The 12,724-nt window shown below is 65.1% G+C and carries 14 protein-coding genes; 5 read left to right on the forward strand and 9 right to left on the reverse strand.

Translation table 11 applies throughout. The features are described from left to right. Positions 1–176 precede the first annotated feature (176 nt). Positions 177–713 carry a lipocalin family protein gene (locus tag IM816_RS01990; RefSeq protein WP_425602603.1) on the forward strand — a complete coding sequence of 179 codons (537 nt, stop codon included), beginning with the start codon at positions 177–179 and terminating at the stop codon, positions 711–713. Positions 714–799: 86 nt separating this feature from the next. Here IM816_RS01990 and IM816_RS01995 read toward each other — a convergent pair whose 3' ends face one another. From IM816_RS01995 to IM816_RS02015, 5 genes are all read right to left on the reverse strand, one after another. Next, positions 800–1,363, reverse strand: coding sequence for a HutD/Ves family protein (locus tag IM816_RS01995; protein WP_250339584.1), 564 nt, complete (start codon positions 1,361–1,363; stop codon positions 800–802). After that, positions 1,360–3,456, reverse strand: a complete 2,097-nt coding sequence (gene dinG, locus IM816_RS02000; protein WP_250340677.1) for an ATP-dependent DNA helicase DinG — start codon at positions 3,454–3,456, stop codon at positions 1,360–1,362. The genes IM816_RS01995 and dinG overlap by 4 nt, the downstream gene beginning before the upstream one ends. Before the next feature lie 65 nt (positions 3,457–3,521). Beyond that, positions 3,522–3,803 (reverse strand): DUF2188 domain-containing protein, encoded by a 282-nt coding sequence (locus IM816_RS02005; RefSeq protein ID WP_250339585.1) that lies wholly within the window; start codon positions 3,801–3,803, stop codon positions 3,522–3,524. Positions 3,804–3,893: 90 nt separating this feature from the next. Beyond that, the gene (locus IM816_RS02010; protein ID WP_250339586.1) at positions 3,894–4,478 is read right to left on the reverse strand and encodes a DNA-3-methyladenine glycosylase I; all 585 of its coding nucleotides are present in this window, start codon (positions 4,476–4,478) and stop codon (positions 3,894–3,896) included. Beyond that, positions 4,475–4,966 carry a DUF1993 domain-containing protein gene (locus IM816_RS02015; RefSeq protein WP_250339587.1) on the reverse strand — a complete coding sequence of 164 codons (492 nt, stop codon included), beginning with the start codon at positions 4,964–4,966 and terminating at the stop codon, positions 4,475–4,477. Before IM816_RS02015 ends, IM816_RS02010 begins: the two co-directional genes overlap by 4 nt. A gap of 124 nt (positions 4,967–5,090) precedes the next feature. Here IM816_RS02015 and IM816_RS02020 point away from each other — a divergent pair, with 124 nt between their 5' ends. Both IM816_RS02020 and IM816_RS02025 read left to right on the forward strand, forming a co-directional pair. Next, a complete protein-coding gene (locus tag IM816_RS02020) occupies positions 5,091–6,047 on the forward strand; it encodes an ABC transporter ATP-binding protein (RefSeq protein ID WP_250339588.1) in 957 nt (318 codons plus the stop codon). Then, positions 6,044–6,805, forward strand: coding sequence for an ABC transporter permease (locus tag IM816_RS02025; RefSeq protein ID WP_072322468.1), 762 nt, complete (start codon positions 6,044–6,046; stop codon positions 6,803–6,805). The genes IM816_RS02020 and IM816_RS02025 overlap by 4 nt, the downstream gene beginning before the upstream one ends. 43 nt (positions 6,806–6,848) lie before the next feature. On the opposite strand, the gene IM816_RS02030 is transcribed toward IM816_RS02025, so the two are convergent. Continuing rightward, the gene (locus tag IM816_RS02030) at positions 6,849–7,355 is read right to left on the reverse strand and encodes a DUF1993 domain-containing protein (RefSeq protein ID WP_072322469.1); all 507 of its coding nucleotides are present in this window, start codon (positions 7,353–7,355) and stop codon (positions 6,849–6,851) included. Positions 7,356–7,455: 100 nt separating this feature from the next. Here IM816_RS02030 and IM816_RS02035 point away from each other — a divergent pair, with 100 nt between their 5' ends. Further along, positions 7,456–8,058, forward strand: a complete 603-nt coding sequence (locus IM816_RS02035; RefSeq protein WP_072322470.1) for an FUSC family protein — start codon at positions 7,456–7,458, stop codon at positions 8,056–8,058. Next, positions 8,055–8,759: a VIT1/CCC1 transporter family protein gene (locus IM816_RS02040; protein WP_250339589.1), complete on the forward strand. Its 705-nt coding sequence runs from the start codon at positions 8,055–8,057 to the stop codon at positions 8,757–8,759. The genes IM816_RS02035 and IM816_RS02040 overlap by 4 nt, the downstream gene beginning before the upstream one ends. Positions 8,760–8,765: 6 nt before the next feature. Here IM816_RS02040 and IM816_RS02045 read toward each other — a convergent pair whose 3' ends face one another. From IM816_RS02045 to IM816_RS02055, 3 genes are all read right to left on the reverse strand, one after another. Beyond that, complete coding sequence (locus IM816_RS02045) at positions 8,766–10,130, reverse strand: GGDEF domain-containing protein (protein WP_072322471.1); 1,365 nt, start codon at positions 10,128–10,130, stop codon at positions 8,766–8,768. A gap of 63 nt (positions 10,131–10,193) precedes the next feature. After that, positions 10,194–11,447 carry a TCR/Tet family MFS transporter gene (locus IM816_RS02050; protein ID WP_250339590.1) on the reverse strand — a complete coding sequence of 418 codons (1,254 nt, stop codon included), beginning with the start codon at positions 11,445–11,447 and terminating at the stop codon, positions 10,194–10,196. Between the two features lie 27 nt (positions 11,448–11,474). Next, the gene (locus IM816_RS02055; RefSeq protein ID WP_250339591.1) at positions 11,475–12,656 is read right to left on the reverse strand and encodes a cation:proton antiporter; all 1,182 of its coding nucleotides are present in this window, start codon (positions 12,654–12,656) and stop codon (positions 11,475–11,477) included. Between the last annotated feature and the right edge of the window lie 68 nt (positions 12,657–12,724).

Below are 12,724 nucleotides of genomic sequence, written 5' to 3' on the forward strand. Positions count from 1 at the left end.
CCGATGCTACACGGCTTGCCTGTTCAGGAAGGTTCCGCTTTTCGGCAGTGGGATCGGGTTTCGTGCTGCGGGACGTCATCTATGGCCCGCCTGGCGAGGCCTCCGGCCGCCCGATTCAAAGGAGGTTCACTCCAAATCCGCATCGTAGTGGGGTCGTTTTCAAGGGATTTATCACCATGCGCAGCATCCTCACGGCGATTGCCGCTTCCATGGCCATCGGTAGTGCCATCGCCAGTACGCCGGTGACGGCGGTCAGCCATCTCGATCTCGACCGCTATGCCGGTACGTGGCACGAAATGGCCCGGCTGCCTATGTATTTCCAGCGGAAGTGCACCGGGGCGGTGACGGCGACCTATGCCGTCCAGCCGGACGGTACGGTTTCCGTGCACAACGCCTGCGTCACCGCGGACGGGAGCACCATCGCCAGTGACGGCGTGGCGCGTCGTCCCGAGCCGTTCTCGCAAGGCAAGCTCCAGGTACGCTTCGCACCGAAGTGGCTTTCGTGGGTGCCGTTCGTCTGGGCCGACTATTGGGTCATCGCCCTGGACGAGAACTACCAATGGGCCATGGTGGGACAACCCGGTCGTAAGTATCTCTGGATCCTTTCGCGGACTCCGACCATGGATAAGGCAACGTTCGAGGCATTGAAGGCGCGCGCGACTGCCATGGGGTACGACCTCTCGGCACTCGTGGTATCGGGGAAGATCGAGTAACCAGCGTTCCGGAACCTATGTCGTCGCTCATCCAAACGGCGATTGGTGCGCGTGCCTTTCGTTCGAAGGGTACGCAGGCGCTTTGGCTATTCGGTGAAACGATCGTCGCGAGGGCGGACGATCTTGACAACAAGCGCAACGGCGCCGCGATCGAGTTCGACCGAAAGCGGTGCGATGACCGTATCGCCGATGCCGAAGGCAGTGTCGCCCGTACGGGCCGTACCCTGGGCAAGATGAAGCAGAGCGACGTCCTTGGTGTCGACGCGCCCGGGACCGCGCATGACATTGATCGCCCCGCGAATGTCGCCGCGTCGAACCATCAGATTGAAATCGCGCGTCGCGCCGCCCGCCAGCGCGACCTCGACGTGTGCCTCGCCGGGAAACGCGAATGGCACGCACGGTGTCGTCAGCGCGTGGGTGCGCTCGCCGTCGAGCGTCATCGTGAAGCCGTCGCCTTGGAGCAGCACGATGGTTCGATCGATACCGGGGAAGCGCGAGAACGGCGACGCCGTATCGACGTCGGCGATGCTGACGCGCCACAGGAAATGATCCATGGAGGCGCCGGGTGGCTCGACGGCGATTTCCCGCGTGATGCCGAGACCGTTCTTCCACGGCACAGCTTTCAATGCATCGAAGCGGATGATGGTCATGCGACGCGCTCGATATCGCGGGCGAAAGGCGGCAGAGCACGCAACATGCCCGTGCCGTAGCGCTTGGTGATGACGCGCCGATCCAGCAGGACGATGCGCCCCGTATCGGTTTCGGTACGAATCAGGCGGCCGCAGTACTGCGTGAGCAGGCGTGTCGCATCCGGCACGCTGACTTCGATGAAGGGATTGCGTCCGCGCGATTCCAGCCATTCCGCATAGGTAGCGCCGACCGGATCGGTGGGTACGGCGAAGGGGAGCTGCGTGACCACCACGGTTTCGCAGAGCTTGCCTGGCAGGTCGAGACCTTCGCCGAACGACGCGAGCCCGAACAGCGTGCTGCCCTTGCCGGCTTCGATGTCCGCGCAATGTTCCGCGATCAACTGCGCCTTGGACAGCGAGCCCTGTGCGCGTACCTTGCGCACGAACTCGATGGGCAGCACTTGCAGCACACGATCGAGCTTGGCGCGTGAGGTGAACAGCACGAGATTGCCGGCGTTCCAGTCGAGATGTTTCGCCAGCCACTCCGAGACTTCGCGGGCGTGACCTTCGCGATCGTCGGGCAGCGTTTTCAGAGCCGGCACCGAAAGGGTGGCCTGACGTTCGAGATCGAAGGGCGAGGGCAGGCTGATCGTCACGGCCTCGTTCGGCAGCCCGACCGAATCGGCGAAGCCGCGGAAGTTGCCACCTGCGCTCAGCGTCGCGGAGGTCATCACCACCGCCGAGGCGTTGTCCCACAGCACGTTACGCAGCAAGCCGCCGGCCGAGACCGCCGAGGCATGGCAAACCAACTGTTGCTCGGGCGTCATGCTGACCCAGCGTGCGAGCGGCGGGCTGTTCTCGCGATCCTCCGTGGACCACGCGTACCAGGTGCGTACCTGGCGATCCAGTCGTTCCAACGCCACGCCGAGTTCGCGCGAAAGCGCTTCCTGCGTGGGGCCGCCGGCCTCCATTTCCACGACGGTCCGGCGGACCATGCGCAGCCAGCGCTGGATATCCTTGGTCAGGAGATGCAGATGCTCGGCGTGCATCTTCCAGTTCTCCGGAAGCTGGCCGAGCGAGGCGCGGAACACCGGCTCGGTTTCGCTGGCCGAAGGCGTCCACGAAAGACGGATCTCGCGCTCGATCTCCTCCAACGCATTCGAGAGTTCCAGCAGCTTCTCGTCACCGGCTTCGAGCGTGAGGTTGCCGATGCTTTCCTTGTCGGTCAGCGAATAGGCGCCGTGGATCTGGTTCTGCAATCGTCCGATGCGGCGCACGGCCGTCGCAAGATGCACGTCGGCCGCACCGCGGTCGATCGCCTTGCTCGGCACGTGATGCGCCTCGTCGAAGATGTAGAGCGTTTCTTCCGGCTTTGGGAGGATGACGCCGCCGAAGGTGTCTTCATCGCGCGGCATGGTGAGGTCGGCAAGCACCAGGTCCTGGTTCGCAACGACGATGTCGGCTTCGCCGATGGCACGGCGTGCTATGAAAAAAGGACAGACCGCGAAGGCGCCACACTTGCGCCCCGTGCAGCCACCTGCGCTGGTGGTGATCATGCCGCGCACCAGATCCGACAACGGTTCGGGGCTGGTGTCGATATCGCCGTTCCACTCTCGCGACTCGAAGGCCTTGCCGAGCTTTTCGATGGCCTTGGTATCGCGCTCCGCGGGCGGCCGCGACCACAGGGCCAGTTCCGCGTCGAATTCGAAGCCACTCTGCGCAGAGGGTTCGGCGCCGGCCATGCGCAGATTGCGCGGGCACAGGTAACGCGCACGGCCCTTGGCGAGCGCCACCTTGGCCTCGACGCCGCACAGCGTCAGGTACTGCGGAATGTCGCGCTGGACGAGCTGCTCCTGCAGCGCCACGGTCGCCGTGGCAATCACCAGTTTCTTTTTCTGCGCGCGCGCCACTTCCAGGCCTGCAATGAGATAGGCCATGGATTTACCGGTACCCGTAGGGGCTTCGATCACCGCGGCACCCGCCGGCTCGGCCAGCGCCTTCGCCACTTCGGCAATCATCTTCAACTGCGCGGCACGGCCACGGAACCCGGGAAGTCCGTCTTTCAGGCGCGCATAGGCGGCGCGGACCGCGGCTTTGGTGTCGTCGGTGAGCATCGATGGGATGAACGGCGGGGAGGGCAACCCTGCAAGGTTACCTTATCGCCGTCTCAGCCCACGGATCAGGCGTGCCGGCTCCACGCGGAGGACGAGTAGCCGCTACCGGCAACCAGCCCAGCCACAACGAAGTTGTGCTCTTCCCAGGTGCCGTCGGCGTGCTGCACGTGGATTTCCACGGGGCGGCCAAGGCTGTCGGATAGGCCGGGTGCGAGGGCCTCGGCGGCAGCGATGGCGGCGGACTGGGAGTCGTAGCGACCGAGCGGAAGCGATGCACGGCGGACGATCCACGGTCCCTGTGTCGATTCACTGTACGGAATGAACAACTGGGCTGAACTCGAAGCCATGGGACCCTCGCTAAGGCAGGTGTACCAGACGGGCGAGGCCGCTGTTGCGGCCTCGGAATCCACGCTACCGCAGGGGTGCTAAAAAACCCGTTAAGTCTTGTTTTTCAATGTATTGCCGAATGTGTCGGCGCGTCGGAAGCACGCGGGAGCGTGGCTGTTGATGAGTCCGCAAGCCTCCATCCAGGCGAAGACGATCGTGGGGCCGACGAATGTGAAGCCGCGCTGGCGCAAGGCCTTGGACGCCTGCTCGGACAGGGGGCTGTTCGGCGGCACCGGGCCTTCCCAGAGAAGCGGCTGCCCCTCCACGAAGCCCCAGGCGAATCCGGCAAAATCCTCGTCCGCGTTGCGCATGGACAGGAAGGCGCGCGCATTGCGGATCGTGGCTTCGATCTTCGCGCGTGAACGGATGATCCCGACGTCGGCGAGCAATCGTTGTACGTCGCCTTCGTCGTAGCGCGCCACTCGCTCCGGATCGAAACCGTCGAACGCGCGACGAAAACCGTCACGCCGGGCGAGGATCGTGCGCCACGACAACCCCGCCTGGAAGCCGTCGAGCACCAGCTTTTCCCACAGCTTGCGGCTGTCGCGCTCCGGCACGCCCCACTCCCGATCGTGGTAGTCGCGCATGAGCTCGTCCGCCGTCGCCCAGGCGCAACGGACGAGCCCGTCGGTCATGCACTGAAACCGAGGTAATCGAGCTTGCCGATGGCGACACCGTTGTGGCGCAGGATGTCGTATGCGGTGGTCACGTGAAAGAAGAAGTTCGGCAGTGCGAAGGTCAGCAGGTAAGTCGCCCCCGTGAACTCGTGTTCCTTCTCCCTGAACTTGCGCGCGATCGTCCGCGACTCACCGGCTTCGAGCGCGGCGCGATCGACCGACTCGATCCAGGCCACGGTGGCATCGATGCGCTTGCGCAGGTCGGCGATGGTGGTCTCGTTGTCCTCGAACGACGGCGGTTGCACATCGGCGAGCCGTGCCACGGCGAACTTGGCCGTGTCGCTGGCGCGCTGGATCTGCCCTGCCAGGTTGAGCATGTCCGGGGCAAGGCGCGCCGTGACGAGATCGTTGCCTGCATGGGCCTCGGCCTTGGCGAGAAGGTCGCCGAGCACGCGGAAACCGCGGATGAAAACGGGGGCGGAGGCTTCGTAAGTGGAGAGGCTCATGCGGGTTCCTGGTGGCGGGCGGATCGGTTGGACGTGGGGATGCTTCCATGGAAGCACAAGCGCCTCGCACGCGCTGCCGTTCGGGTCTACCATCGTCCGAATCCCACCGAATCCGCGGGTCCCCATGCCGCCACTCGATGCAACGACTTCCGCGCCCGACGCCATCGTCGCCGTGCGCGGGCTCTCCAAGACCTACAAGTCCGGGTTCCAGGCGCTCAAGCGCGTAGACCTGGAAATCAAACGCGGCGAGATCTTCGCCTTGCTGGGCCCCAACGGTGCAGGCAAGACCACGCTCATCAGCATCGTCTGCGGCATCGTCAACGGCAGCGAAGGCACGGTGACTGTCGACGGTCATGACATCGTGCGCGACTATCGCGCGGCGCGTGGCCTCATCGGTCTGGTGCCGCAGGAGCTTTCCACCGACGCCTTTGAAAGTGTGTGGGCGACGGTGAAGTTCAGTCGCGGCCTGTTCGGCAAGGCGCCAGACCCGGCGTACCTGGAGAAGATCCTGCGCGAGTTGTCGCTGTGGGAGAAGAAGGATTCCAAGATCATGACGCTGTCCGGCGGCATGAAGCGTCGTGTGCTCATCGCCAAGGCACTCGCCCACGAACCGCGCGTGCTCTTCCTCGATGAACCCACGGCCGGTGTCGACGTCGAGCTGCGCCACGACATGTGGCAGATGGTCCACCGCCTGCGGGAATCGGGCGTCACCATCATCCTCACCACGCACTACATCGAGGAAGCCGAGCAGATGGCCGATCGCATCGGCGTCATCAATCGCGGCGAGCTGGTGCTGGTGGAGGAAAAGCACACGCTGATGCAGAAGCTGGGGAAGAAGCAGTTGTCCCTGCAACTGCAGGCGCCGCTGCAGGCCGTGCCGGAAGGTCTGGCCGATTGGCCGCTGGAACTGTCGGCGGACGGCAGTTGCCTCACCTATACGTTCGACGCACAAGGCGACGACACCGGCATCGCAGAACTGCTGCGCAAGCTCAATGCGCTTGGCATCGACTTCAAGGATCTGCATTCCAGCGAGAGTTCGCTGGAAGACATCTTCGTCAGCCTGGTGAGGAGCCGCGCATGAATCTCTACGCGATCCGCGCCATCTACCGCTTCGAGATGGCCCGCACGTTCCGCACGTTGATGCAGAGCATCGCGTCGCCGGTGCTGTCCACGTCGCTGTACTTCGTCGTCTTCGGTGCGGCCATCGGTTCGCGCATGGGCGACGTGGATGGCGTCAGCTACGGGGCGTTCATCATCCCCGGCTTGATCATGCTTTCGCTGCTCAACGAGAGCATCTCCAACGCATCGTTCGGCATCTACATGCCCAAATGGGCCGGGACGATCTACGAACTGCTGTCCGCGCCGGTGTCGTACGCGGAAGTGGTCGTCGGTTACGTCGGTGCGGCGGCAACGAAGTCGGTGGTGCTCGGCCTGCTCATTCTGGTGACGGCACGCCTGTTCGTCGACTACGAGATCCTGCATCCATTCTGGATGGTGGGTTTCCTGGTGCTCACCGCGGTGACCTTCAGCCTGTTCGGTTTCATCATCGGCCTGTGGGCGGACGACTTCCAGAAACTGCAGGTGGTGCCGCTGATGGTGATCACGCCGCTGACCTTCCTGGGCGGCAGCTTCTACTCGATCTCCATGCTCCCGCCGGTATGGCAGAAGATCACGTTGTTCAATCCGGTGGTCTACCTGGTCAACGGGTTCCGCTGGAGCTTCTACGGCAAGGCCGACGTCGACGTGGTGGTGAGTGCGGGGGCCACGGTGGCCTTCCTGCTGCTGTGCCTCGGCGTGGTGTGGTGGATCTTCCGCACCGGGTGGAAGCTCAAATCGTAGACGCCGATGCCGGGGCCTGAGTCAGGCCCCGGCCGGTCGTGCGTCACGCCTTGCCGAGGAAGTCCGCCTTGCCCAGCACCACGCCCACGCCGCGCAGGATGGCGTACGCCGTGGTGGTGTGGAAATACACGTTCGGCAGCACGTAACCCAGCAGGTAATCCTGGCCGTGGAAGTGCTGCTCGCCGCTGCGCATCTTCAGCACGATCTCGCGGTCTTCGCTGCCGTCGATCTGTTCGGGTTTGAACGATTTGAGCATGTCGACCACGGCCGCGATACGCTTCTGCAATTCGTCGAAGCTGGTCTCGTTGTCGTCCATCTTCGGCGGCTCCATGCCTGCCAGCCGATAAGCGGCACCCTTGGACATGTCCGTGGCGATCTGCACCTGGCGGATCAGCGGGAACATGTCGGGCGTGATGCGCGTATTGAGCAGCACTTCCGGCGCGATGTTGCGCTCGGCAGCATGTGCGGCGCCCTTGGCGAGCACGCCGGAGAGGTTGGTCAGCGCGCGGACGAGGACCGGTACGCAGGTCTGGTACATGGTGATGGACATGGGATCGCACTTCTCGTGGTGGAGCGGCCGGGCGGCCGCGGCGAGCTATTGTGGGGGCTGCTTGGCGACGCGTCGACGGGCGCAGCGGTTACGATGGGCCATGACCCCGCCCAACGCTCCCGCGCCACGTACCGACGCTACCGTTCGCGCCACCCGCCTGCGCCTCGCCCAGCGGGCGCTCGATCGTCTCTTCCGGTCGATGCCGCTCCGTGGACGTGCGCGGCTGGGCCTGTTCATGGCGTTCAAGGTGGGACTGTCGGCCTCGGTGGCCTTCGCCATCGGTCATGCGATGCACACGGAGCAGGCGTTCTGGGCCGCGATCAGCGCCGTCGCCGTCACCCAAACGCATTATGCGGATACCCGCGGGGCTGGCCGTGACCGCTTTCTCGGCACGGTCATCGGAGGTGTGGGAGGGTTGCTCGGCCTCTGCGTCGGACAGAGCGGCAGCCTGCTGCTCTTTGCCGCCGCATTGGTGCTCGTGACCCTGGCTTGCTGGCTTGCCAACGTGGGCTCGGCGGCCCGCATCGCCGGCATCACCACGGCCATCGTGCTGCTGGTGCCGAGTGACGGGCCGCGCTGGGAACTGCCAGTCATGCGCCTGGCCGAGGTCGCGCTTGGTACGCTGTGCGCGCTTGTCATCGGCTGGCTCGTGACGCGGCTGGAAAATCGTGTGGAACACAAAGCGAAGGACACCACTGCATGAGCATGCGACACCGCCACGGCGAGTTCCATCGGCTCAGCCGCATCGGCTGGTTGCGCGCCGCCGTCCTGGGCGCCAATGACGGCATCGTCTCCACCGCGAGCCTCCTCGTCGGCGTCGCCTCGGCGGCACGTGCGGAGCCGGGCGACATCATGATTGCCGGTGTGGCCGGCCTCGTGGCGGGCGCCATGTCCATGGCGGCCGGCGAGTACGTGTCGGTCCGCTCGCAGGCCGACAGCGAGGAGGCCGAACTGGCCATGGAATCGCGCGAGCTGCAAGACGATCCCGACGGCGAACACCGTGAGCTGGCCGAGATCTACGTGCGCCGCGGTCTCGACCGCGAACTTGCTCAGCGCGTCGCGACGGAACTCATGGCGCACGACGCGCTGGAAGCCCATGCGCGCGACGAACTCGGCTTGTCGGTCACGTTGGCGGCGCGCCCGCTCCAGGCGGCTGCGGCCTCGGCAATCAGCTTTGCGAGCGGTGCCATCTTGCCGATCATCGCTGCCGGGCTGTCGTCGCGCTCGCTGGTCACGCCGATCACGATCGGCGTTTCGCTGCTGGCTCTCGGCATCCTCGGCGCCATCTCCGCGCGCATGGCGGGAGCGCCGATCGGCCGGAGCGTTGCGCGCGTGCTGTTCTGGGGCGCGCTGGCGATGGGCATCACCGCCGGGGTGGGCCGCCTCTTCGGTGTGGCTGCGTAACCCGGTTCAGCCCATCACGCAGCGATTGCGGCCGCCGTTCTTCGCCGTGTACAGCGCGAGGTCGGCGCGGTTGAACACCGCTTGCGGCGTATCGCCCGCCTGGAAGTACGCCAGCCCGATGGACGCCGTGACGCGTACGGGCTGACGGCTCGCGTGGAAGGCGAGGTGCTGGATCTTCCCGCGCAGGCGTTCGCAGACCTGCAAGGCCTCGGCTTCTTCCGCGCCTTCGAAGATCACGATGAATTCTTCGCCACCGTAGCGCGCAACGAAGTCACATGGACGCACATGCTTCATCAGCGCCTGGCCGATGATGCGCAGTACGGCATCGCCAGCGGTGTGGCCGTAGGTATCGTTGATGCTCTTGAAGTGGTCGATGTCGATGGCTGCGATGCCGAGCGGCTTGCCGTCGGTCCGCCAGTTTTCAAACGCAGCCTCGATACGCTTTTCGTAGGCGAGGCGATTGGGCATGCCGATCATCGTGTCGGTCTGCGCCAGTTCGTGCTCACGCTCGAGCGAACGCTGCAACGTGTTGCGCTCGGTCTCCAATTGTTCGATGCGCTGGCGCATCTTTTCCGCGCGCTCGCGATACGCCGTGAGACGCGCACTTTCGCGGTCGCGGAAGTCGCGGAAGCAGAAAGCGATGGTTTCCAGGCTGTGATTCACCTGCTCGCGCAATTCGTGTATGTCGTCGATCTCCAGCGCCGCCTCGCCCAGCAGGCGCATCTCGTGCGCCACCGATGCATCCAGGGCTTGCCCGTTGGCTTCGCCCACGGACTGGTCGGCCAGTTCGCGCGACATGTAGCCGCTCATCTCGTCGAGGCGGTTGGTCACATGGCGGAGCACCGCCTGCAAGGCGTCGATCTCGCGCTGCAAGCCGATCCGCTGTTCGTTGACGAGGTCGGCGAGGCGATCGCCGCAGGCCGCCAGGGCCACGAGGTCACCGGCATCGGCCACGTCGTGGCGCAATTCGTTGGCGCGATCGGCCAGGCGCGGCAGCACGACGATGCGCTCCACGAGCCGGCTCAGCGACGACTGTACGGACGAACCATGCTCGTTGCGGTGCGGGCGCGTGATGGCGATCGAGCGATCTTCGTGATTTCCTGCGGATCGCTCGCCGAGCGCCGATATGGCCGTCGCCAGCTCGTTTACCAGTGGCTCGAGCGCCAACGGCTCCATGGGGCCGGCCAGCGCCACCGAGAGGCGCTCAATGTGGGGATCGACCTGGTCGTGCGCACCGTGCGCGATGTGACCGAGGCAAGCGACCAATTGACGAAGCAGTGATTCCGCGGTGCGCCACTGGGCCTCTTCGCGGGTCAACCGCTCCACGGCTTCGTGATACTTGCTTTCCCAAACCTGGTTTTCCAAACGCACGTCCCCGACCGTCGCGTCATGTGCCGATTCCGCGCCATCATACGATGAAGCCTGCGCCTTGGCTCATGTCTCCGACGCGGGTGCGATCTTGGGCTCGCCCCGGGTCGCCCGGAAGGCGACCACGGTGCCCAACGTGAGCAGCGCGGCGGCCACGAGGAACGGCATGCCGGCGATATGAAGCGTCCGGGCGGGGGCGATCCAGAACGCGAAGATCTGCGCAAACAGGTACGGGCCGAAGATGCCCGCGAAGCTGCCCAGGCTGGTCACGCCGCCTTGCAGGCGGCCCTGCTCGTCGGGGTGCACCTGCCGGGTCATGATCGACTGGATGGGCGGCCCGGAGAGTCCCCAGAGCGACATGAGCGGGATGCCGATGAGGAAGACCCAGCCGATGGAGGAAAGACCCATCACCGCAAACGCCGCCGCGCCGAAGGCAAGGCCGGCCAGCATCACCCGGCGCTCGCCGAAGCGGGCCGTGAGGCGACCGGTAAGAAAGGCCTGCACCGTGCCGTCGCACGCGCCCACCAGGGCGAGCACGTAGCCCACGGCCTGTGGGCCCCAGTCATAGCGGTAGTCCGCATAGAGCACGAAGACCGTCTGCAGCACGTAGTGGGCGAGATAGAACAGGAACATGACCGTGGCCAGGCCGAACAACGTGCTGTTGCGGCGAAGCAGCTTGAGCGCACCGATCGGATTCGCCGTACGCAGTTCGAAGCGCGCTGCACGCCGTTCCGGCGGGAGCGATTCCGGCAGGATGAAGTAGCCGTACATGAAATTGGTCAGCGCCAGCGCGGCCGCCACCCAAAACGGCAGGCGCAGGTCGATGCCGCCGAGAAAACCGCCGAGCGCGGGCCCGATGATGAAGCCGATGCCGAAGGCACCGCCGAGCAGGCCGAATGCCGCGGCGCGTTTCTCCGGAGGCGTGACGTCGGCGATGTACGCATTGGCGGTGGTGAAGCTGGCGGCCGTCATGCCCGAAACGATGCGTCCCGCAAAAAGCAGCCAGAGCGACGGCGCGATCGCCATGAAGACGAAGTCCAGCCCGAGGCCCAGGTTGGACAGGAGAATCACGGGCCGCCGACCGAAGCGATCGGACAGCGCACCCTGGATCGGCGAGCAGATGAACTGCACGGTGGCGAACACCGTACCGAAGATGCCGACCCACCATGCCGCGTTCGACACGGTGCCGCCCGTCATCTGTTCAATCAGGTGCGGAAGCACGGGAATGATGATGCCGAACGCCAGGATGTCGATCAGCACCGTGACGAAGATGAAGATCACCGCGGCGCGGCGAACAGGCGTGTGAGTCTGCGGTTCCATGAAAATCCGTGAGGTCGACTGAGAACGTCAGACGAGTCGCTTCAACCGGGGCGCCACGATGGGTACGGTGAGCATCGTGCTTGCCACCGCCATCAGCAGCAACGCGGTGAACGTTTCGCTGGTGATGACGTGACGATCGAGCAGGATGTTGACGAAGATGATCATGATCAGCGCCTTGGTCTGCAACAGCCAGCCGATCGTCCATGCATCGCCGCGCGCCCATCCGAGCAGTTTGCCGGCCAGACCTACGCCGGCAAGCTTGCCCGCCACCGAGGCCACCAGCAGCAGCGCAGCCGCGACGAACACGGCGGTACCGCCCACCGACCAGTTGGTGCGAAGCCCGGTCGAAAGGAAGAACACCGGCATCACCACGAGCAACACGTGCTCGCGCAGCTTGTCGAGGTGCTCCAGCGTGAACCAGTCGCGATCCATCACCGCGCCGGCGAGAAAGGCGCCCACCATGTAGTGCAGCCCGGACCAGTCCGCACCGTAGCCGCAGGCAGCGAGCCAGATCAGCCCGACGTACCAGCGATCACTTTCCTTGAGTCGCGCCATCCATCGCCGGAACAGCCAGGCGACCGCGGCGAACACGGCGAGAAACGCGGCCTGATGACCCACGCGCTGCCAGTCGAGCAGGATGATCGCGAGCACGCCCCAGATGGCGAGATCGTCGAGGCTCGCGTAACGCAGCACGCGCATGCCCAACGGTTCGCGAAGGACATTCATCTTTTCCAGCAACAGGATCAGGATGGGCAGCGCGGTCACCGAACACGCCATGCCCACGCCGAGCACGAACTGCCACGTGGCGGCGGCTTCACCCATCCAGCCGTCGCGCCACGCGAGCATGCCGAGCGCGGCGAGACAGCCCGCCACCAGCGGACCGGCCAGTGCGAGACCCGCGGTCGTGCCGCACTCGCGGCGACGACGCCAGACCTCGCGCAGGTCCAGCTCGATGCCGGCGATCCAGACGAATACCATCACCGCCCACCAGGCGATGCCGTTGAGCGCGCCGATGACCGGCGGTGCGAAGACGGTGGCGTAATAGTCGGGGAAGATCTTGCCCAGCACCCCGGGCCCGAGCACGATGCCCGTCACGATCTGCACAACAACCAGCGGCGCCCAGTAATCGGTGCGAAACACGCGCCAGATCAGGTACGGCACGCCAAGAATGATCGTCATCGCGATCAGGAAAAGTTCGGTGATATTCATTAGCCCTCCCCGGGGTCGGCAGAGGGTAACTGAATTGGTGCGCGCTGGTTCACCGGCGCTTGTGCGTC

The sequence above is a fragment of the Luteibacter flocculans genome, from assembly GCF_023612255.1.
GTDB lineage: Bacteria > Pseudomonadota > Gammaproteobacteria > Xanthomonadales > Rhodanobacteraceae > Luteibacter > Luteibacter flocculans.

Excerpts from the sequence above, each read along its gene's own strand:
- IM816_RS02010 (WP_250339586.1), bottom strand. The coding sequence starts at position 4,478 with ATGACCGACGGGCTCGTCCGTTGCGCCTGGGCGACGGCGGACGAGCTC.
- IM816_RS01990 (WP_425602603.1), top strand. The coding sequence starts at position 177 with ATGCGCAGCATCCTCACGGCGATTGCCGCTTCCATGGCCATCGGTAGT.
- IM816_RS02030 (WP_072322469.1), bottom strand. The coding sequence starts at position 7,355 with ATGTCCATCACCATGTACCAGACCTGCGTACCGGTCCTCGTCCGCGCG.
- dinG (WP_250340677.1), bottom strand. The coding sequence starts at position 3,456 with ATGCTCACCGACGACACCAAAGCCGCGGTCCGCGCCGCCTATGCGCGC.
- IM816_RS02035 (WP_072322470.1), top strand. The coding sequence starts at position 7,456 with ATGACCCCGCCCAACGCTCCCGCGCCACGTACCGACGCTACCGTTCGC.
- IM816_RS02005 (WP_250339585.1), bottom strand. The coding sequence starts at position 3,803 with ATGGCTTCGAGTTCAGCCCAGTTGTTCATTCCGTACAGTGAATCGACA.
- IM816_RS02015 (WP_250339587.1), bottom strand. The coding sequence starts at position 4,966 with ATGAGCCTCTCCACTTACGAAGCCTCCGCCCCCGTTTTCATCCGCGGT.
- IM816_RS02040 (WP_250339589.1), top strand. The coding sequence starts at position 8,055 with ATGAGCATGCGACACCGCCACGGCGAGTTCCATCGGCTCAGCCGCATC.
- IM816_RS02050 (WP_250339590.1), bottom strand. The coding sequence starts at position 11,447 with ATGGAACCGCAGACTCACACGCCTGTTCGCCGCGCCGCGGTGATCTTC.
- IM816_RS02020 (WP_250339588.1), top strand. The coding sequence starts at position 5,091 with ATGCCGCCACTCGATGCAACGACTTCCGCGCCCGACGCCATCGTCGCC.
- IM816_RS02025 (WP_072322468.1), top strand. The coding sequence starts at position 6,044 with ATGAATCTCTACGCGATCCGCGCCATCTACCGCTTCGAGATGGCCCGC.
- IM816_RS02055 (WP_250339591.1), bottom strand. The coding sequence starts at position 12,656 with ATGAATATCACCGAACTTTTCCTGATCGCGATGACGATCATTCTTGGC.
- IM816_RS01995 (WP_250339584.1), bottom strand. The coding sequence starts at position 1,363 with ATGACCATCATCCGCTTCGATGCATTGAAAGCTGTGCCGTGGAAGAAC.